General features: G+C 67.2%; 17 protein-coding genes and 1 pseudogene. 11 read left to right on the top strand and 7 right to left on the bottom strand.

From position 1 onward, the window contains the following. Together G3N62_RS12765 and ansP are read right to left on the bottom strand one after the other, a co-directional pair. Nucleotides 1-192: pseudogene (locus G3N62_RS12765) on the bottom strand (circularly permuted type 2 ATP-grasp protein); the annotation flags it as partial. Between the two features lie 67 nt (nucleotides 193-259). Then, on the bottom strand, nucleotides 260-1750 hold the full coding sequence (ansP, locus tag G3N62_RS12760; protein WP_034189545.1) for an L-asparagine permease: 1491 nt from the start codon (nucleotides 1748-1750) through the stop codon (nucleotides 260-262). A 515-nt stretch (nucleotides 1751-2265) separates the two neighbouring features. Here ansP and G3N62_RS12755 point away from each other — a divergent pair. The 5 genes from G3N62_RS12755 (at nucleotide 2266) to G3N62_RS12735 (ending at nucleotide 6641) form a co-directional block, all read left to right on the top strand. Then, nucleotides 2266-3072 (top strand): transporter substrate-binding domain-containing protein, encoded by an 807-nt coding sequence (locus tag G3N62_RS12755; protein ID WP_124671275.1) that lies wholly within the window; start codon nucleotides 2266-2268, stop codon nucleotides 3070-3072. An 89-nt stretch (nucleotides 3073-3161) separates the two neighbouring features. Continuing rightward, nucleotides 3162-3848, top strand: coding sequence for an amino acid ABC transporter permease (locus tag G3N62_RS12750; RefSeq protein WP_049036812.1), 687 nt, complete (start codon nucleotides 3162-3164; stop codon nucleotides 3846-3848). Further along, nucleotides 3845-4495: an amino acid ABC transporter permease gene (locus tag G3N62_RS12745; protein ID WP_034189548.1), complete on the top strand. Its 651-nt coding sequence runs from the start codon at nucleotides 3845-3847 to the stop codon at nucleotides 4493-4495. Before G3N62_RS12750 ends, G3N62_RS12745 begins: the two co-directional genes overlap by 4 nt. Then, entirely contained in the window at nucleotides 4482-5231 is a 750-nt protein-coding gene (locus tag G3N62_RS12740; RefSeq protein WP_034189549.1) for an amino acid ABC transporter ATP-binding protein, read from the top strand. The genes G3N62_RS12745 and G3N62_RS12740 overlap by 14 nt, the downstream gene beginning before the upstream one ends. 255 nt (nucleotides 5232-5486) lie before the next feature. Beyond that, nucleotides 5487-6641, top strand: a complete 1155-nt coding sequence (locus G3N62_RS12735; RefSeq protein WP_124671274.1) for an aldose epimerase family protein — start codon at nucleotides 5487-5489, stop codon at nucleotides 6639-6641. A 27-nt stretch (nucleotides 6642-6668) separates the two neighbouring features. Here G3N62_RS12735 and G3N62_RS12730 read toward each other — a convergent pair whose 3' ends face one another. Then, complete coding sequence (locus G3N62_RS12730) at nucleotides 6669-7529, bottom strand: PhzF family phenazine biosynthesis protein (RefSeq protein WP_124671273.1); 861 nt, start codon at nucleotides 7527-7529, stop codon at nucleotides 6669-6671. Nucleotides 7530-7795: 266 nt separating this feature from the next. On the opposite strand from G3N62_RS12730, the gene G3N62_RS12725 reads away from it, so the two are divergent. After that, a complete protein-coding gene (locus G3N62_RS12725) occupies nucleotides 7796-8572 on the top strand; it encodes a CoA pyrophosphatase (protein WP_343727789.1) in 777 nt (258 codons plus the stop codon). Between the two features lie 31 nt (nucleotides 8573-8603). On the opposite strand, the gene G3N62_RS12720 is transcribed toward G3N62_RS12725, so the two are convergent. Next, on the bottom strand, nucleotides 8604-9575 hold the full coding sequence (locus G3N62_RS12720; RefSeq protein ID WP_124671272.1) for an AraC family transcriptional regulator: 972 nt from the start codon (nucleotides 9573-9575) through the stop codon (nucleotides 8604-8606). A gap of 94 nt (nucleotides 9576-9669) precedes the next feature. Here G3N62_RS12720 and G3N62_RS12715 point away from each other — a divergent pair, with 94 nt between their 5' ends. Both G3N62_RS12715 and G3N62_RS12710 read left to right on the top strand, forming a co-directional pair. Then, entirely contained in the window at nucleotides 9670-10503 is an 834-nt protein-coding gene (locus G3N62_RS12715) for an oxidoreductase (protein WP_124671271.1), read from the top strand. A gap of 153 nt (nucleotides 10504-10656) precedes the next feature. After that, nucleotides 10657-11493: an alpha/beta hydrolase gene (locus G3N62_RS12710; RefSeq protein ID WP_034189573.1), complete on the top strand. Its 837-nt coding sequence runs from the start codon at nucleotides 10657-10659 to the stop codon at nucleotides 11491-11493. Between the two features lie 103 nt (nucleotides 11494-11596). Here the strand turns inward: G3N62_RS12710 and G3N62_RS12705 are convergent, their stop codons facing one another. After that, nucleotides 11597-12517, bottom strand: coding sequence for a LysR substrate-binding domain-containing protein (locus tag G3N62_RS12705; RefSeq protein ID WP_059561327.1), 921 nt, complete (start codon nucleotides 12515-12517; stop codon nucleotides 11597-11599). Between the two features lie 164 nt (nucleotides 12518-12681). Here G3N62_RS12705 and G3N62_RS12700 point away from each other — a divergent pair, with 164 nt between their 5' ends. After that, on the top strand, nucleotides 12682-13332 hold the full coding sequence (locus tag G3N62_RS12700; protein WP_124671270.1) for a LysE family translocator: 651 nt from the start codon (nucleotides 12682-12684) through the stop codon (nucleotides 13330-13332). Nucleotides 13333-13416: 84 nt separating this feature from the next. Here the strand turns inward: G3N62_RS12700 and G3N62_RS12695 are convergent, their stop codons facing one another. Beyond that, nucleotides 13417-14124 carry a DUF3142 domain-containing protein gene (locus G3N62_RS12695; RefSeq protein ID WP_049029037.1) on the bottom strand — a complete coding sequence of 236 codons (708 nt, stop codon included), beginning with the start codon at nucleotides 14122-14124 and terminating at the stop codon, nucleotides 13417-13419. A gap of 7 nt (nucleotides 14125-14131) precedes the next feature. Next, nucleotides 14132-16303: a hypothetical protein gene (locus G3N62_RS12690; protein ID WP_124671269.1), complete on the bottom strand. Its 2172-nt coding sequence runs from the start codon at nucleotides 16301-16303 to the stop codon at nucleotides 14132-14134. 451 nt (nucleotides 16304-16754) lie between these two features. On the opposite strand from G3N62_RS12690, the gene G3N62_RS12685 reads away from it, so the two are divergent. Next, complete coding sequence (locus G3N62_RS12685; RefSeq protein ID WP_124671268.1) at nucleotides 16755-18275, top strand: hypothetical protein; 1521 nt, start codon at nucleotides 16755-16757, stop codon at nucleotides 18273-18275. A gap of 32 nt (nucleotides 18276-18307) precedes the next feature. Further along, on the top strand, nucleotides 18308-18634 hold the full coding sequence (locus G3N62_RS12680) for a hypothetical protein (protein ID WP_049029016.1): 327 nt from the start codon (nucleotides 18308-18310) through the stop codon (nucleotides 18632-18634). Nucleotides 18635-18648: the final 14 nt, after the last annotated feature.

Here is an 18648-nt window from a genome sequence, read left to right as displayed (position 1 = left end):
CGGAATCAGCCGCTCGGCGGCCTCCGCGTCGCCGTAGACGGCGAACGTGATGCCCGTCTTGCGGAACACGCCTTCCGCGTCGTGGGCTTTCTGGGCGAGGCTCGCGGGATTCTGCGTGTCGAGCCATGCCTTGACTCGCGAGTAGGGCGGGCGAACCTGATCGCCCGCAAGCATTTCGTCAAACGGTGCCATTGAATTGTCTCTTGTTCTGCGAGGCGGCCTGCGTCGGCCTCAGGCCGTCCGCCAATTGCGCGTCGGCTCAGTCGTTGCCTTTTTCGAGTACTTGCTGGGTCAGCGTGACCGACGGGATGGTCGGTTTGAGCAACCCGCGGCGTGCGCGGCTGCTCAGCCATTTCCAGCCGGCCACGAGCAGCAGCGCGACCAGCGGGATCGAGGCGATCGTCCAGGTGCCGTTCGGATAGTCGAATGCCATCAACACCAGCACGCCGAGCAGGAACAGCAGCGTGAGCCACGACGTCACGGGCGCGCCGGGCATCTTGAACGACACGTCGTCCACCTCGCCGCGCCTGACCGCGGCGCGGAACTTCATCTGGCACACGACGATGAAGCCCCACGTGCTGATGATGCCGAGCGACGCGATGTTCAGGACGATCTCGAACACGTTCGACGGCACGAGATAGTTGAGCAGGACGCCAACCACATAGATCGCGACGGTCACCAGAATGCCCGCGTACGGCACGGATTGCGCGCTCATTCGTCCGAGGAATGCGGGGGCCGAGCCGCCCATCGACAGCGAACGCAACACGCGCCCGGTCGAATAGAGGCCCGAGTTGAGGCTCGACAGCGCCGCCGTCAGCACCACCAGGTTCATCACCGAGCCGATGCCCGGCACGCCGAGCGCGCCGAAGAACGTGACGAACGGGCTCTGGCCCGCCTTGTACGCACTCCACGGCAGCAGGCAGACCAGCAGAACGACCGATGCGACGTAGAAGATCGCGATGCGCCAGATCACGTTGTTGATCGCGCGCGGCAGCACCTTGCGCGCATCCTTGCATTCGCCGGCCGCCGTGCCGACCAGTTCGACGCCCGCGAACGCGAACACCACGCCCTGCACCAGCACCAGCGCCGGCATCAGTCCGTGCGGAAAGAACCCGCCGTTGTCGGTGATCAGATGCATGCCGGTGTCGTGGCCGGCCACCGGCACGCCCGTGCCGAGGAGCACGGAGCCGATCGCGAGAAACAATACGATCGCGGCGACCTTGATCAGCGCGAACCAGAACTCCATCTCGGCGAACCACTTCACGCCGATCAGGTTCATCGTCGCGACGATGCAGAGCGCGACGAGCGCGAAGATCCACTGCGGCACGGCCGCGAACGGCGCCCAGTAATGCATGTACAGCGCGACGGCGGTGATGTCGACGATGCCGGTCATCGCCCAGTTGAGGAAGTACATCCAGCCTGCGACGAACGACGCCTTCTCGCCGAGGAATTCGCGCGCGTACGACACGAAGCTGCCGCTGCTGGGGCGATGCATCACGAGTTCGCCGAGCGCGCGCAGGATCAGGAACGAGAACGCGCCGCATACCAGGTAGACGATCGCGAGCGACGGTCCGGCGGCCTGCAGGCGGCCGCCGGCGCCGAGGAACAGACCGGTGCCGATGGCCCCGCCGATCGCGATCATCTGTACCTGTCGATTGCCGAGGGTCTTGTGATAGCCGGCTTCGTGCGATTCGAGCCAGCTGCGTTTGTTGGTTTCGCCCGTTGTCGACGGTTCCGGAAGCGATGCCATGATTGCGTCCTCGTGCTCTGAAGTGATTGCATTCGTCCCGATCGCGGGACGATCGGGAACGACTCGTACCGGAGAACCCGGGCGCGGAATCAGGCGCGCCCGTCCTGCTTGCGATTTGCCGATCGCGGCGAAACGCACGGTATGTCGCGAACGTATTCGGCCGTAATTCCCGTCACAAACGGAATGCAAATTTGGACTGAACCTGTTCGAATCCGTGCATATGGGCCACGACGATCGCGCCGCAAAACGCGCCGGCCGGCACCGCGCATGCACGGCGGTCGTGTTTCCCGGATGAACCGGTTAGGTAATTTGGTGCGCCCGCGCGCACTGCGGGGGCAACGGCTGTCGCCGATGCCGACTCATGCACCGAAATGAGGAATGCGGGTTGCCGGCATTTCCCGCTCGTGCCGGCACGGCAAGCGTTTCACGGCAATGGCCCGGTTTTTGCTGGAGTTGCATCGGCCGCGCAACGGTTGCGCGCTGCCCGACGACATACCAGACAAGGAAGATTCACCGTGAGCCCGACGACTCGACCGTTCCCCCGACGCACCTGGCTGGCTGCGCTGATCGCCGCACCCGTGATGGCGCTGTTCGCCGCTGCACCGGCACATGCCGACGCGCTCGACACCATCGCGAAAAACGGCGTGCTGCGCGTGGCGGTGCCCGAAGACTATCCGCCGTTCGGCTCGGTCGGCACGGACATGCAGCCGCAGGGCTACGACATCGACATGGCCGAGCTGCTCGCCAAATCGCTCGGCGTGAAGCTGAAGCTGGTGCCCGTGAACAGCGCGAACCGGATTCCGTACCTGACGACCAACAAGGTCGACATGGTGATCTCGTCGCTCGGCAAGACGCCCGAGCGCGAGAAGGTCATCGACTTCTCGACCGCGTACGCGCCGTACTTCCAGGGCGTGTTCGGGCCGGCTGACGTGAAGGTGAGCGGGCCCGCCGACCTGACCGGCAAGACGGTCGGCGCCACGCGCGGCGCGCTCGAGGAGATCGCGCTGACGCAGCTTGCGCCGAACGCGACGATCAAGCGCTTCGAGGACAACAACGCGACGATCCAGGCGTTCCTGTCGGGGCAAGTGCAGCTGATCGCCGCCGGCAACATCGTCGCGGCGGCCATTCTCGCGAAGAATCCGCCGCGCCGGCCCGAGGTCAAGTTCGTGATCAAGAATTCGCCGTGCTTCGTCGGCGTCAACAAGAACGAGCCGCGCCTGCTCGCGAAGATCGACGATGCGATCACGCATGCGAAGCAGGACGGCACGCTGGGCGCGATGTCGCGGAAATGGCTCGGCCAGCCGTTGCCGGCGGGGCTGTGACGGATCGCCGTGTTGCCTGATACACCGCCGCGGCCGGCGCCGCCGGCGCGGCGGGTGTCGTTGTCCGAACCTGAACTTACTCAATCGTCATGAGCTACCAGCTTCAATTCGGCGATCTCGCCGAATACGCCGGCGTGTTCGCGAGCGGCGCGGCGATCACGCTCGCGCTGACCGCGGTCGCGACCGTGCTCGGCGTGGCGATCGGCGTGCTCGGCGCGGCCGCGTACAGCGTCGACGCGCCGGTGGTCGTGCGGCTGCGCCCGCTGATCGGCGCGTACGTCGAGGCGATCCGCAATACGCCGTTCGTCGTCCAGCTGTTCTTCATCTTCTTCGGATTGCCCGCGCTCGGCGTGCACATCGACGAATACACGGCCGCGATTCTCGCGATGACGCTCAATCTCGGCGCGTACTCGGTCGAGATCGTGCGCGCGGGCGTCGCCGCCGTCCCGAACGGGCATCTCGAGGCGGCGTCCGCGCTTGCGATGTCGCGCGCGCAGATGCTGCGCCACGTCGTGCTGCCGCAGGCGCTCGCCAAGGTGTTTCCCGCGCTCTCGAGCCAGATCGTGATCACGATGCTCGGTTCGGCGGTCGTGTCGCAGGTCTCGGTGGCCGACCTGACCTATGCGGCGGGCTACATTCAATCGCGCAACTTCCGCGCATTCGAGACGTATTTCGTCATCACGCTCGCGTACCTGGCGATGGCGCTGCTGCTGCGCGGCGCGCTCGGTTCGATGGGGCGTCGCCTGTTCTCCCGTCGTGTGCGAGGTGCGCGATGATCGATTTCACGTTCGGGCAGATTCTCGCCAACCTGCTGCTGGCCGCGCGCTGGACGATCGTGCTGTCGATCGTGTCGTTCCTGTCCGGCGGCCTGGTCGGCCTCGGGGTGCTCGTGATGCGCGTGTCGGGTTCGCCGGTGTTGCGTGGCGGTGCGAAGCTGTACATCGAGGTATTCCAGGGCACCCCGTTGCTGATGCAGCTGTTCATCGTGTTCTTCGGCCTGCCGCTCGTCGGGCTCGACGTGCCGCCGTGGGTCGCGGCCACGGCCGGGCTCACGTTCTTCACCAGTGCGTATCTCGCCGAAATCTGGCGCGGCTGCGTCGAGGCGGTGCCGAAAGGGCAGTGGGAGGCCTCGGCGAGCCTGGCCATGAGTTATGTCGAGCAGTTGCGTCACGTGATCCTTCCGCAGGCCGCACGCATCGCGATCGCGCCGACGGTCGGCTTCGGCGTGCAGGCCGTGAAGGATACGGCGCTGGTGTCGATCATCGGCTTCACCGAGCTGACCAAGGTCGGCATCGCGATCTCGAACGCGACGTTCCGGCCGTTCGTCGTGTACGGGCTCGTCGCACTGATCTATTTCGCGCTCTGTTACCCGCTTACCCGTTATGCGCGCACGTTGCAAAGGAGATGGCATGTCGCTCGTTGAAACCCGTGGTCTCGAAAAGAACTTCGGTACCCATCATGTGCTCAAGGGCATCGATTTCTCCGTCGAGCGCGGGCAGGTCGTCTCGATCATCGGCCGCAGCGGCTCCGGCAAGAGCACGCTGCTGCGCACGCTTAACGGGCTCGAGAGCATCGACGCGGGCACGATCTCGGTCGACGGCGAGCGTGTCGATGCGCGGCACGCCGACCTGCGCGCGCTGCGGCTCAAGGTCGGGATGGTGTTCCAGCAGTACAACCTGTTTCCGCACCTGAGCGCCGGACAGAACGTGATGCTCGCGCAATCGGTCGTGAAGAAGGCGCATCGCCAGCAGGCGCGCGCGATCGCGGAATTGATGCTCGAGCGCGTCGGCCTTGGCGACAAGTTCGACGCGTTTCCGGAACAGCTGTCGGGTGGCCAGCAGCAGCGCGTGGCGATCGCGCGGGCGCTCGCGATGAAACCGAGCGTGCTGCTGTGCGACGAGATCACGTCCGCGCTCGATCCCGAGCTCGTCGGCGAGGTGCTGGGCGTCGTCGAGCAACTCGCGCGCGAGGACATGACGCTGATCATGGTCACGCACGAGATGAACTTCGCGCGCGCGGTGAGCGACCGGATCGTGTTCATGCACCAGGGCCGGGTGTGGGAAACCGGGACGGCCGAAGAGATCTTCGAGCGGCCGCAGACGGTGGAGCTGACGCGGTTTCTGGGCAGCGTCCGGAATACGGAAGCGGTGGCGCGCTGACCGGCTACTCCTGAGCGGTGCCGACATCGGCGCCGGCTCGACACCGACGTTTCAGCCTGCCGTGCGCCGCGCCGTATCCAGTGCGTGCGAGCCGGACGTGCCGCCGTATCGATGCGCTTCCGTGCGATCATGCGCGTGCGATGGCGCGGCGCCGTGTTCGGATCCCCGAGACGAGACCGGTTCCGCCTGTCGCCCGGCGGCGTGCGGGCACGCAGCTTGCGCGCAGCCGCCCGTCGCAACGCTTCGGAGGCTTCCATGAAACGACCACACCCGCTGATCGCGATCTGTGCGGTCGCAACGATCGGGTTCCATGCCGGTATCGCCTCGGCGGCGCCCGACGTATCGATCCACCGCGCCGATTACGGAAAGACCGCCGCCGGGCAGACGGTGGCCCAGTACACGCTCGCGAACCCGCGCGGCGTGACGTTGAAGATCATCACGTACGGCGGCATCGTGACCGCGCTCGACGTGCCGGACCGGTCGGGTCACGTCGCCGACATCGTGCTCGGCTTCGATTCGCTGCGCGATTACGAGGCCCACAACGGCAACATCCATTTCGGCGCGCTGATCGGCCGTTATGCGAACCGGATTGCCGGCGGGCGTTTCGCGCTCGGCGGCGGCACGTGGAAGCTGCCGGTCAACGACGGGCCGAACACGCTGCACGGCGGCCCCGACAGTTTCGACGCGAAGGTATGGACGGTCACCGGTACGCGGAGCGACGCGGACGGTTCGAGCGTCACGCTGCGCTACGTGAGCCCCGACGGCGAGAACGGTTTCCCCGGTACGTTGACGACGGACGTGACCTACACATTGACGCCCGACAACGTCATTCGCATCGACTATCGCGCAACGACCGACAAGGACACGGTCGTCAACCTGACCAACCACAGCTACTTCAACCTGGCGGGGCAGGCCGGCGGCAGCGTCGAGCGGCACCTGATCGAGATCGCCGCATCGCGCTTCACGCCGACCGACGCCACGTCGATTCCGACCGGGCAACTGGCGAGCGTCGCGGGCACGCCGATGGACCTGCGCCAGTTGACGCCGATCGGCGCGCGTCTGCGCGACGCGGATCCGCAGCTCATGATCGCGCACGGCTACGACCAGAACTGGGTGCTCGACCAGGGCGGCCAGCCGGCACCGGCGTTTGCCGCGCGCGCTTACGACCCGGCGTCGGGGCGTTTCCTCGAGTTGTACACGACCCAGCCGGGGCTGCAGTTCTACACGTCCAACGGGTTGAACGGCAGCGTCGCGGGCAAGGGCGGAACGCTTTACCGGCAAACCGATGCGTTCGCGCTGGAAGCCGAGCATTTTCCCGACTCGCCGAACCATCCGGCGTTCCCGACGACGGTACTCAAGCCGGGCGAGACGCTGCACGAAGTGACGGTGTGGCGGGTAGGGGCACGATGAACGAAGGCGACGCCCGGCGCGCGTGCGTCATAGGTTGACGACGCCGCGGCCGATTTCGATCACGCGTCCGCCGACGCCTATGTCGCCCGTTGCGCCGATCGACAGCCGCAGCCGGGAAGGCCGGCCGACGGCGTCGCCCTGTTCGACCAGAAACGCGGCGGGCAGATCGTGTCCGGCGGCAAGCAACCAGCCGCCGAGATTCGCACAGGCCGACCCGGTGCCCGGATCTTCCGACACGCCGCCGCCCTGTTTCACGAAGAAGTAGCGCGACACGACCGTCCCCGGGCGCTCGGCGTCGAACGCGAACACGTATGCGGTCCTGCGCCCGAGACTGCTGCGAGGCCAGATGTCCAGGCAGGCGCTGTCGGGCTGCGCGCGCCGCACGGCGGCGGGATCCCTGAGCGCGACCAGCAGTTGATCGGTGCCGGTGTCGATCCACTTCGGCGGCGCGAGCAGGTCGTCCTCGGCGAGCCCCAGCAGCGCTGCCGTCTGCGCATCGGACAGCTCGCACGGCGCCGTGTTCGGCATGCCCGCATGCGGCGCGGTGAAGGTCCAGACGTCGTCGCGCGCGTGGACGTCGACGATGCCCGCCTTGAATTCGAGTGTGAGCGTGTCGCCGGTCTTGCGCAGGTCGCGCACGACGTGCGCGGTGCCGAGCGTCGGGTGGCCCGCGAAAGCCATCTCGTAGCCCGGCGTGAAGATGCGGACATGCGCATGCGCGCGCGCCGACGGCAGCACGAAGGTCGTCTCCGACAGATTGAACTGCACGGCCAGCGCCTGCATGGTCGCGTCGTCCATGCCGCGTGCGTCGTCGAACACGCAAAGCGGGTTGCCGCCGAACGTCGATTCGGCGAAGACATTCAACAGGCGAAAGGCATACGGCGTCATGTGAATCTCGCGTGAGGGGGCGCTTATCCGGCTTCGAAACCGGATGAACCGGCCGTGGGTGCCGGCGTGATCGACGCACGGAATGGCCGTGCGGTACGCCATTGTGCCCGCAAGCTGCGCGGCGCGGCGCGGCGCACCCGCGATCCGTTTTTCATGCATCATCGGGTGTCTCCGATGCGTCGACGACGAACCGGCACGGGTATTCCACCCCCTGCCACGATGGCGAGAATTTCTTGCGCGGAAGCAGGCAGTCGCGCGCGAGGCGCGTGCCTTTTTCGATCGCATCCGGATCCGGGTTCATCGTTTTTACGACAACGACGCCTTGCCTTTGCGGCACCTGTCGGGTCCAGCGTCGCCCAGCGCTTGCAGGTTCAACCATGCGGGAGGAAGACATGGCATCCGACGGAAGCGCCCGGAATGCGGAGAAAGCGTGGGCCGCTTCACCGCAGGCCGTGCTGGAAAAGATCGTGCGTGGCGTAAAGGGCTTCGGGATTCCCGCCGACACGGACTGGCCCACGGCAGCGCGATATCTGGCGGGCGACGACGGCCAGTGGAAATTGTCCGCCGTGCTGGTCCCGATCGTCGCGCGGCGCGAGCCGACGATCCTGCTCACCAAGCGGTCGTCGGGACTCAGCGAATACGCGTCGCACGTGAGCTTTCCGGGCGGGCGTCCGGCGGCGTCCGATGCCGGTATCGGCGCGACGGCGCTGCGCGAGGCGTTCGAGGAAATCGCCCTCGATCCCGGCGCGGTGCAGGTGGTCGGATGCATGCCGATCCATCGCACCCGAAAGCGTCGTCACGCGATTTTTCCGGTGGTCGGCATCGTGCCGGAAGCCGCCGCCTGGGAGGCCGCGCCGGCCGAAGTCGAGGCAATCTTCGAGTTTCCGTTTTCCGCGCTGCTGAATCCGGCGCTGCCGCGGCAATACGTCGACGGCGAACGCGCGGGCGGCTGGTACTGGGCCGATCAGCCGCAGGACATCTGGGGCGTGACCGCGTTCATCCTGAAGTCGCTGGCCGGCCTGGTGCTCGACGCCGATCGATGAGCGCCTGCGTCGCGCCGGGTTCCGGTGTCGATCAATGCGACGACACGAACACCGCATCGTCGAATGCATCCGGAATCGCGAAGCTGTCGCGCATGCGCCGCGTCTCCTGCGCCGGCGTCAGGCCGAACAGACGCTTGAATTCCCGGCTGAACTGCGACGGGCTCGTATAACCGACCGCATAACCGGCGGCCTCCGCCGTCAGGTCCTGACGCACCATCAACAGGCGCGCCTGATGCAGGCGCGTCGACTTCAGGTATTGCATCGGCGACACCTGCGTGATCGCCTTGAAGTGACTGTGAAAGCTCGGCACGCTCATGCCGGCCGCGTCGGCCAGTCGCGACACGTCCAGCGGCCGCGCGTAGTCGGCATGGATCACGCGTAACGACCGCCCGATCCGGCCGAACTGCCCGCGCATCGCCAGCGCGCTGCGCATCGCGCTGCCCTGGGCGCCGGTGAGCACGCGGAAATACAGTTCGCGCAGCAGCGCCGGGCCGAGTATCGCGGCGTCGAGCGGCCGGTGCATCGCCTCGACGAAACGCAGCACCGACGCGTGCATCGCTTCGTCCATCGGCGTCGACATCATGCTTCTCGGTGCGTGCACGGGTTCCGCGCTGCCTTCGCGGTCGATCTGCGCGGCCAGCTCGGCGGCCAGCGTGAAATCGAGGTGCAGGTACAGCGCGAGCAGCGGGCGCTCGGGCGTGGCGTCGGTTTCCATGCTGAACGGGACGGGCACCGACACGGCCAGGTAATGGTGTTCGTCGTACAGATAGCGCTCGCCGCCGAAGTAGCCGCACTTGGAGCCCTGGCACACGATCACGATGCCGGGGTCGTACAGCACCGGCGTGCGCGACAGCGCGCGGTTCGAGCGCAGGATGCGCACGCTCGGCAGCGCCGTCAGGTTGTAGCCTTCGTCGGGCGCCAGCGTGCGCAGCAGCGTCACCAGGCGTTTCCGGTCGCGCGGAGACGGCGACGGATATCGGGCGGAGGTTGGGGCATCGCTCATAGTTTTGTGCAAGAAAATCAGCGGAATCTGGCTTAATCGACATCGATCGTCAGACTAGTATGCATGCTTCAATCGACATTCGGGAGAAGCACACATGGCATCCGGCAACATCATGCTCATCACGGGCGTCAGCAGCGGATTCGGTCGCGCGCTGGCGCAGGAGGCGCTGGCGGCCGGTCACACGGTGGTCGGCACCGTGCGCAGCGCGCAGGCGGCACGGGAATTCGAGGCGCTGTCCGCGCACGCGGCGGTCGCACGCGTGCTCGACGTGACCGACTTCGATCGCATCGACGGCGTCGTCGCGGACATCGAGGCGAACGTCGGGCCCATCGACGTGCTGGTGAACAACGCGGGCTATGGGCACGAAGGGATCATGGAAGAAGCGCCGCTCGCGGAGATGCGCCGGCAGTTCGACGTCAACGTGTTCGGCGCCGTCGCGATGATGAAGGCGGTCGTGCCGTTCATGCGCGAACGCCGGCGCGGCCGCATCCTGAACATCACGTCGATGGGCGGCCACATCACGATGCCGGGCATCGCCTACTACTGCGGCAGCAAATTTGCGCTGGAAGGCATTTCCGAATCGCTCGGCAAGGAGCTCGAGCCGTTCGGCATCGCGGTGACGGCCGTGGCGCCGGGATCGTTCCGCACCGACTGGGCCGGCCGCTCGATGGCGCGCACGCCGCGCTCGATCGCCGACTACGACGCGCTGTTCGACCCGATCCGCCAGGCGCGCGAGGAAAAGAGCGGCAAGCAGTTGGGCGATCCCGCGAAGGCCGCGCGGGCGATGCTCGCCGTCATCGGCGCCGACCACCCGCCCGCGCATTTGTTGCTCGGCAGCGATGCGCTGCGGCTGGTGCGCAACAAGCTGGCGGCGCTGGACGACGAAATCCGCGCGTGGGAGGCCGTGACGGTCTCGACGGACGGCTGACGCGCGCGGTGCGCGGGGCAAAACGGCGTGTTCGCTTCCTGCGGGTGGATGATTGGCCCGGGCATGTCACCGTCGAATCGGGTTTCACAATAATCCCCGATAATGGTCGTCGGCCAGTGCGCCACGTTCATTCACCTCACAGGAGTCATCGCGATGCCATACGTCACCACGAAGGATCACGTCGAGATCTTTTACAAGGACTGGGGCCCGAAGGATGCGCAGCCCATCGTGTTCCACCATGGCTGGCCGTTGTCCAGCGATGACTGGGATGCGCAGCTGCTCTTCTTCGTGCAGAAGGGCTATCGCGTGATCGCGCACGACCGGCGCGGCCATGGCCGCTCGGCGCAGGTCTCGGACGGCCACGACATGGATCATTACGCCGCGGATGCATTCGCGGTCGTCGAGGCGCTCGACCTGCGCAATGCGGTGCATATCGGTCATTCGACCGGCGGCGGCGAAGTCGCGCGCTATGTCGCGAAGCACGGCGAGCCGGCCGGCCGGGTCGCGAAGGCCGTGCTGGTGAGCGCGGTGCCGCCGCTGATGCTGAAAACCGCATCGAACCCCGAAGGCCTGCCGATCGAGGTGTTCGACGGTTTCCGGAAAGCGCTCGCCGACAATCGCGCGCAGTTCTTCCTCGACGTGCCGAGCGGCCCGTTCTACGGGTTCAACCGGGAAGGCGCAACCGTGCATCAGGGCGTGATCCGCAACTGGTGGCGCCAGGGCATGGAAGGCAGCGCGAAGGCGCACTACGACGGCATCAAGGCGTTCTCGGAAACGGACCAGACCGACGACCTGAAGTCGATTTCCGTCCCGACGCTCGTGCTGCACGGTGAAGACGACCAGATCGTGCCGATCGCGGATGCCGCGCTGAAGTCGGTCAAGCTGCTGAAGAACGGCACGCTGAAAACCTACCCGGGTTATTCGCACGGAATGCTGACGGTCAATGCGGACGTCCTGAACGCCGACCTGCTGGCGTTCGTGCAGGCATAACGACGTCCGGCGCACGCCTGCCTGCGGCGGGCGGCGTCGCGATGCGCGGCTGGCGATCCGTCGCCCCCGTTGAACGGGGTGGCGCGATGGCCGGCCGCGCGTTTCAGCCCACCCCGTTGAAGCGGACGCCCGGATGCGCGAGGCGCGGCATCCGGGCGGCCAGAAACGCATGCAGTTCGCGCACCTGCGCGGCCTTGCCGGAGTCTTCCGGCCAGACGAGGTAGTACGCGTCGCCGGTGCCGACGGCCGTCTTGAACGGCAGCACGAGCTGTTTCTCGTCGATCGCCTTCGCGCACAGCGCGAGGTCGCCGATCGAAATCCCGTGGCCGGCGATCGCCGCCGCCATCCCCTGTTCGAGCATGTCGAACACCTGCCCGCGCGTGATGTCGACGTCCAGAGCGTGGCCGCTGCCCTGGAGCCAGCGGCGCCAGTCGCGCCGGTCGGGCGACGGGTGGATCAGCTCGCACGCGGACGGGTTCGCTCGTGCGACCGTCGCGGTCGCGCGCGAGCACACCGGAATCAGCCACTCGTCGAACAGCTTCACGCAATGCGTGCTTTCGCCGAACCTGCCGGCGCCGAGCAGGATCGCGCAATCGTAGGATTCGCTGAAGAAATCGACGGTATCGACATCCATCCACACGCTCGCGATCTGCACTTCGAAGGCCGGCCGCGTGGCGCGAAACGCGGCGAGTGCGTCGAGCAGCCAGCGCATCGTGAGCGTCGACGGCGCCTTGAGCCGCAGCACGTCGCGCTGCGTCTGGAACAGCATGCACGCTTCCTCGACCTGCCGGAAGCCGCGCCGCAAGCCCGACGCGAGGATGTGCGCTTCCGCCGTCACGGTCATCTTCGGTCCGCGCCGGACGAACAGCTTCCGGCCGAAGTAGGCCTCGAGCGTCTTCACGTGCTTGCTGACCGCGCTCTGCGTCAGGCTCAGTTCCTCGGCGGCCAGCGTAAACGAGCCGGTGCGCGCGGCGCTTTCGAATGCGCGCAGTGCGTAGACAGGGGGAAGCGGTTTGGCCTTCATGGGTTTCGAATATGAATAAAACTCATGTCATGTGGCAGGATTTTCCGTTTTTCGTCAGTGTCCCGGACGCGTGATACTCCAGGAAAGGCGAAATTCGGCATGCCCGGCTTCCATGATGCCACCGTGACCGGCTCGCACGTCAAACGGTAGAACAACTTTTTGTCATGTCACTCCATTACCCGCTACTGTTCGCCTATCTTGCCGCGATCGTGCTGCTCATCGCGACGCCCGGCCCGGTCGTCATGCTCGTGACGGGCACCGTGGCGCGACGCGGTTTCCGCCAGGGCATGCTGACCGCGGTGGGCGCGAATGCCGCGAGCCTCGTGATGATCGCGGGCGCGATGCTGATGGTGTTCGGCGTCGTGCTCGTCAGCGATCGCCTGCTCGACGGGCTGCACGTGATCGGTTGCGTGTTCATTGCGGTGCTGGCGATCCGCAGCTTGCTCGGCGAATGGCGCACCGGCCGCATGCGCGGCGGCGACGATGAGGCGCGAGCCCAACGGGTACCGCGGCCGCGCGGCTTGCCCGGCGTCGTGCGCGGCTTTCTCGTCGGCATCGCGAATCCGAAGGACCTGCTGTTCTTCGTCGCGTTCTTTCCGCAGTTCGTCGCGATCACGCCGGATTCGCGCGTGAGCCTGGCGATCCTGGCCGCGCTGTGGATCGCGGTCGATTTCACGATCCTGACCGGCTACATGGCCGCGATCAATCATCCGCTGCTTCACCGGAAGCAGCGCTGGATCACCGCGGCATCGGCGTTCGCGCTGCTCGTGATCGCGCTCGCGGGGCTCGCCGGCACGATCGCGCGTGCCGCGTAGGACGTCGGCGATCTACGTGACCGGCGCCGCGTTCGCAATCACGCGTGAGGAGCGGCGGCACGCGGGTTGGCCCGGTTCCGGCCGCTAGCCGTTGCGCAGGAACACGACGTAGCCGCGAAACCACGGATTCGACGCGAGGTACGGCGGCGCGTCCCACTCGCCGCCCTGGATCACGCCGATGCGAAACGGCAGCTGCAGCCGCGCGACGCGCGGCAGGTAGTCCGCATAGTCGCGAATCGTGCTGCGCCCCTGGTAGGTCTGCACGACCACTTCGTCGACGATGCCCCTGAGCTGGTTGACCTGGTCGGTATCGATGCGGCTGCTCCAGTCGAGCAGCCCCGTGATGCTCAGCCGGCAATCGGCGGGCAGGCTCGCGCGCAGCGTCCGCAGGAATTCGAGGTAATCCTGCAGATGGCGCGTGCGCGCGTCGAAGTCGATCTGGATGCCGGTGATCGTGCGGCCCGACGCGCGCCAGCGCTCGAGCTGCGCGAGCATGATCTGCGTCACGCGCGGCGTCCAGCGCAGCGTGTGCGCACGATAGACAAGCCACACGCGTGCGCGGGGCGCCGGCGGCAGCGCGACGCCCTGCGCGATCACGCGGACTTGCGATTCGTCGCGCGGCGCCGCCTCGATCTGCCCTTGCAGCACGTAGACGGTGCGCGCGTCGCGCACGACCGCCTGCGGCTTCACGCCCGCCCACAGCCAGAACGCGTCGTACCGGGCGGCGTCGACGGTGCCGGCCAGCGCGACGCGCGCGGCCAGCAGCAGCGCGACGCACGCGATGCGCGTCATGCGGCGCTCACCAGTAGTAGCGGAGCTTCTGCGCCCACGGGCTGCCCGGATAGGCGGTCTTCAGCGTATCGAACCAGCGCTTGCGCGTATTCTTCGGCACTTCCTTGCCGCCGCATTCGTTGCTGCCCGACGGCGCATAGCACTTGATCGCGCGGTAGAACGCGTAGGCGCGGTCGTTCGGGTTCGCCTGTGCATCGGCCATCACCGTCACATAGCTCGACATCCGCTCGTACGGCTTGCCGGCGAACTGCGACGGTGCGTTGCCGAGGGTCGGCGGCGCCGTGCGCGGGGTGCTCGACGGCGGCGCGTAACGCGCCCACGGCGACGCATCGCCCTCGAGGTTGGCCTCGAGCGGATTGAGTCGCACGAAATCGGCGAGACAGTTCAACCCTTTCGCGTCGGCGGGATTCTGCTGGAGTACCGTCGCGATGTCGCGCGCGGACGGGCACGTGTAGCCGTCGTCTTTCCGCGGGCCGGCCGCGACGAACGGCTTCAGTGGGTCGGCCGGCGTGCCCGACACCAGCGCGGTATCGGCGATGAACTCCGCGTAGCGCGAGCGCGTGAGCTCCTTGTACAGCAGCGTGTACAGCGCGGCGTCGCGCAGCGCGGCGCCGGCCGCCGGGTTTTGCGCCTGTGCGCGCAGCAGGTCCGCATTGGCCGCGCGCCTCAGCAGGACCGCGCGAATCGCAACGTTCTGCACGAGCGAATCGTCGGCGAACACGTCGTTGACGAGCCCGGCCTGCTCCAGGTTGATCGCGAGCGCGAGTTCGAGCGCTTCGCGCTGGAAGCGGAATTTCGCGAGCGGGATCAGGTCGCGCCACAGCTGGCGTGCCTTGTCGCTCTGGCCGCTGTCTTCCAGCGCGAACGCGCGCAGCGCCTGCTGGCTCAGGCCGAAGTAGTCGAGCGGCGAGGCGGGCGTCTGCGGCAGCAGTTCGAGCGCGGCTTCCGGCTTGTGCCCGATCTGCACGTACCAGGTCGCGAGCAGATAGTCGTACAGCACGGGCGCGTTCGCGAAGCGCGGCTTCTGCGCCTGCAACTCGTCCAGCGTGATCGGCTTGCTGCTGCTCGAATCGCCGCTGTCCGACACGCGCATGCGCATCAGGTCGACGGTCGCGAGCACGGTCGGCGACTGGATCTGGCGTGCGTCGAAATCCGGTCCGAACAGCAGCTTGCTGTCGAGTTCGTTCGCCAGCTGCATCAGCGGCACGTTCGACGTCGCCGGCGACCAGCGCGCGAGCGCGTGGCCGTAAAGATCGGCCTGCTGCGTCACGTTCCCGCCGAGCCACGCGACCCGTCGCAACAGCCCCGTCGCGGACACCGCGTAGCGCCCCTGCGGATACACCTTCAGGTAGGTGCGAAACACCGTATTCGCGGCGTCGAGCGACACCTTCGTCACGCGCGCCCGCGTCGGCGTCGGGCTGTCGTTGTCGAACACGTTGGCCTGCGCGGCGTTCAGCTGCGCCCGCCCGGCCATGTAGAGGCCGGTTTCCTTCAGCCACGGGTTCGCACTGTGCGACGCCTGCGCGAAAGACCGGGTCGCGGTGAGAAAGTCGGCGCGGTAGAACGCGTTCGTGCCGTCGAGGTACGCGGCGAACTGCTGGCCGAGCGGCGACTTGACCGGCGGCTTCGTCCAGACGGCGCTCGCGCCGCCGGCGGCACAGGTCTTCTGCGCGATGTCGGCGCGTGCCGTGCGCAGCCGCACGGCTTCGTCGGCGGGGAGGCCGCCGGCGCCGGTCAGTGCGTCGTTGAACGCATCGGCGCCTGCGTTCATGCTGCGGCAGATGCTGCCTTCGCCGTCGGCATACCGGTTCGACGAGGCATCGGCGTCCGGCGTGCCACCGGTTTTCTCCGGTTCCTTCTGGCCGATATAGATCCATCCGGAGAAGTCCATCGGGAACGGCACGATGATCTGGTTGATCCGGTCTTTCGCCGGGATGGTCTTCGGGTCCGGAAACACCTGCGCGACCCTGGCGCTGTCGACCATCATCAGCATCGCGTTGACGCGCGTGTCGTTGGCGGGGCTCAGCATCGGCAGGTTGGCGCACGAGTAGCCGGATTGCCGGAGCGTGGTCGGCGCATAGCAGCCGTCGTCCCCGCTGGCGTGGGCGGCCGGAATCCAGAGCAGGCTGGCCGCCAGCGCGGCGAACAGGTTTCGGTGCAGCAATGGGTTGCTTGGCATTTTTCTTGTGCTGGGTAGGGGGCCGCGATGGCCGGGTCTCTCAGGCGGGGCGCGTCGCCCCGGCGCGTATCGTACCTCACGGCCGGCAACGGTTGCCGGCACGCGCGGGCCGATCGCGTCGATCGCCGCCGGGTGGAACGGAAGTCCACCCAGTGTGGACGCAACGCCACCTTGAATCGGGACTGCCTGAATTAAGATGCAGCCGGCAGTGACGGACATCCGACGGTAGACGACCTGTCGTCGTCCTCGCTGCCCGACGGGGGGGGCCGTCTGCCGAAAGCGGCGCTCGCATCGATCCTAACGACGGCTTCGATCATGACAGGGGCGCGAACGCATGCCGGTTTCCATGCCTTTTCAATAGTATTGCTTATCAATCTTTCGGGCGGTGCGATGCGTGTTTCTCCGCATCGCAGACGCGCGTGCGCCGGCAAATGAAAACAAGAGGATTCCGATGAAACCCATTACATGGATGGTCATGGCAGCCGCGCTCGCGCTGACTGCATGCGGCGGCGACGACGTCGCGCCGAACGGCGGCGCGTCGCTGTCGACACCGAACACGCCCGGTTCGCCTTCCGGTTCGACCTCGCCCGGCGGCGGTTCGAGTGGCGGCGGTGCAAGCGGCGGCCCGACGGGCGGCGGGACCGCGCAACCGCAGGCCGGCTGGTCGCAGGCCGCGGCGGTCGACGGCAAGGGGCCGGAGGGCGAGCCCAGCGTGACGATCGACGCGAGCGGCAACGCGCTTGCGACCTGGATGACCAATGGGCCCGCCGGCGCGAACGGCAACGAGATGTGGGGCGCGCGCTATGTCGCGGGCTCGGGCTGGGGCAGCGCGACGCGGCTCGACACGGGCGACGGCTCGCATTCGATGAACACGACGAGTTCGAGCCCGCCGCAGCTGGTCGGCAACGCGAGCGGGCAGGCCGTCGCATTCTGGACCGAATGGAAACCGGGCCCCAACACGTACGCGCTGTGCGCGCGCCCGTACAGCCCGGCCGGCGGATGGGGCGCGGCATTCGAACTGGTGCCGGACGTGGCGGGTTCGACCTATTCGGCCGGGATCGACAGCCAGGGCAACGCGCTCGTCGCGTGGACGCAGTCGATCAGCCTGCTCGATACGCGTATCGCGTGGTCGCGCTACACCCCGGCCGGCCAGTGGTCGCCGGCGGCGGTGATCCAGATGCCGGTGCAGACCGGGCCGGGTGCGGTGACCGGCGACACCGACAACGTGCGGCCGATGATCTCGGTGCTGGCGTCCGGCCGTGCCGTGCTCGCGTGGCGGCAGACCAACCATACGCACTCGGCGCTGTGGACGGCCACGTACGACGCGACCAACGGCTGGACCAACGTGAACCAGGCCGTGTCGAACACGAGCCTGTTCACGACGATCATCTCGCCGGTGGCCGGCATGGACGCGAAGGGCAACATCACGCTGCTCTGGGGGCAGATCGACGTGACGAACGGGAAGATCTACACCGCCACGATGTCGCAACGCTATGTGTCCGGAACCGGGTGGCAGCCCGCGCAGCCCGTTTCGCCGGCGATCGTCGAGCCGACGGGGTTCATCGCGACGCCGATGCTGACCGTCAACGACAACGGCGTGGCCGCCGCGATGTGGGCGGAAGGCGGCGCGGCGCTGCAGGTGAGCGTGTCCGATGCGAGCGGGAACTGGGGGCCGCTGCAGCGGCTGACGGAACACCTGAACGGCGCGGCAGGCCAGTACCCGCCGCTCGTGATCGATGCGGCCGGCAACGTGACGGCCGCCTGGCAGGACACCGGCTTGCCGGGGGCATCGGCCGTCATCGCGGCCAGCTACCGGAAGGGCGCGTGGAGCGCGTCGACGGTGGCGGCACAGAGCGCATCGTGGCCGGCGCTGGCCGTCAACGCGACGGGGGCGATGGCGCTGGCGTGGCTGTCGTATGTCCCGAGCGTCGGCAGCCAGGTACAGGCAAGTTTTTACACACCGGGCTCGTAACGGGTTCGCGCCACGAATTTGAAGGAGAAAACATGAAAAGAACCTTGCATTTCACCGTCCGGACCGCCTTGGGCGTCACGGTCGCCGCCCTTGTGCTGTCCGCATGCGGCACGACGCAGATGAACATGGTCGACGTCCAGACGTCGACCGCGAAGACGCTCGGGCTCGCGTCGTCGGACGAGATCACCATCGCCAACGTGCAGTACGCGAAAAAGGACGGGCTGGGCGGCCAGAAGGTGAGTTACGACGCGACGACCGGCAAGGGGCGGCGTTTCGGCTGCACGGTGTTCATGATTCCGGGGCTCACGCCGCTCGATCGGCCGACGTACAACAACTGGGAATGCCATCCGCAACGCTGATGGCCGCGGTGACG

It is taken from the genome of Burkholderia sp. Tr-20355 (genome assembly GCF_017104685.1).
GTDB classification, from domain to species: Bacteria; Pseudomonadota; Gammaproteobacteria; order Burkholderiales; family Burkholderiaceae; genus Burkholderia; species Burkholderia seminalis.
The sequence above is the reverse complement of the archived record's forward strand: the minus strand, read 5'-3'. Positions and strand labels throughout refer to the sequence as shown.

Excerpts from the sequence above, each read along its gene's own strand:
- ansP (WP_034189545.1), bottom strand. The coding sequence starts at position 1,750 with ATGGCATCGCTTCCGGAACCGTCGACAACGGGCGAAACCAACAAACGC.
- G3N62_RS12750 (WP_049036812.1), top strand. The coding sequence starts at position 3,162 with ATGAGCTACCAGCTTCAATTCGGCGATCTCGCCGAATACGCCGGCGTG.
- G3N62_RS12745 (WP_034189548.1), top strand. The coding sequence starts at position 3,845 with ATGATCGATTTCACGTTCGGGCAGATTCTCGCCAACCTGCTGCTGGCC.
- G3N62_RS12740 (WP_034189549.1), top strand. The coding sequence starts at position 4,482 with ATGTCGCTCGTTGAAACCCGTGGTCTCGAAAAGAACTTCGGTACCCAT.
- G3N62_RS12735 (WP_124671274.1), top strand. The coding sequence starts at position 5,487 with ATGAAACGACCACACCCGCTGATCGCGATCTGTGCGGTCGCAACGATC.
- G3N62_RS12730 (WP_124671273.1), bottom strand. The coding sequence starts at position 7,529 with ATGACGCCGTATGCCTTTCGCCTGTTGAATGTCTTCGCCGAATCGACG.
- G3N62_RS12720 (WP_124671272.1), bottom strand. The coding sequence starts at position 9,575 with ATGAGCGATGCCCCAACCTCCGCCCGATATCCGTCGCCGTCTCCGCGC.
- G3N62_RS12715 (WP_124671271.1), top strand. The coding sequence starts at position 9,670 with ATGGCATCCGGCAACATCATGCTCATCACGGGCGTCAGCAGCGGATTC.
- G3N62_RS12710 (WP_034189573.1), top strand. The coding sequence starts at position 10,657 with ATGCCATACGTCACCACGAAGGATCACGTCGAGATCTTTTACAAGGAC.
- G3N62_RS12705 (WP_059561327.1), bottom strand. The coding sequence starts at position 12,517 with ATGAAGGCCAAACCGCTTCCCCCTGTCTACGCACTGCGCGCATTCGAA.
- G3N62_RS12700 (WP_124671270.1), top strand. The coding sequence starts at position 12,682 with ATGTCACTCCATTACCCGCTACTGTTCGCCTATCTTGCCGCGATCGTG.
- G3N62_RS12695 (WP_049029037.1), bottom strand. The coding sequence starts at position 14,124 with ATGACGCGCATCGCGTGCGTCGCGCTGCTGCTGGCCGCGCGCGTCGCG.
- G3N62_RS12690 (WP_124671269.1), bottom strand. The coding sequence starts at position 16,303 with ATGCCAAGCAACCCATTGCTGCACCGAAACCTGTTCGCCGCGCTGGCG.
- G3N62_RS12685 (WP_124671268.1), top strand. The coding sequence starts at position 16,755 with ATGAAACCCATTACATGGATGGTCATGGCAGCCGCGCTCGCGCTGACT.
- G3N62_RS12680 (WP_049029016.1), top strand. The coding sequence starts at position 18,308 with ATGAAAAGAACCTTGCATTTCACCGTCCGGACCGCCTTGGGCGTCACG.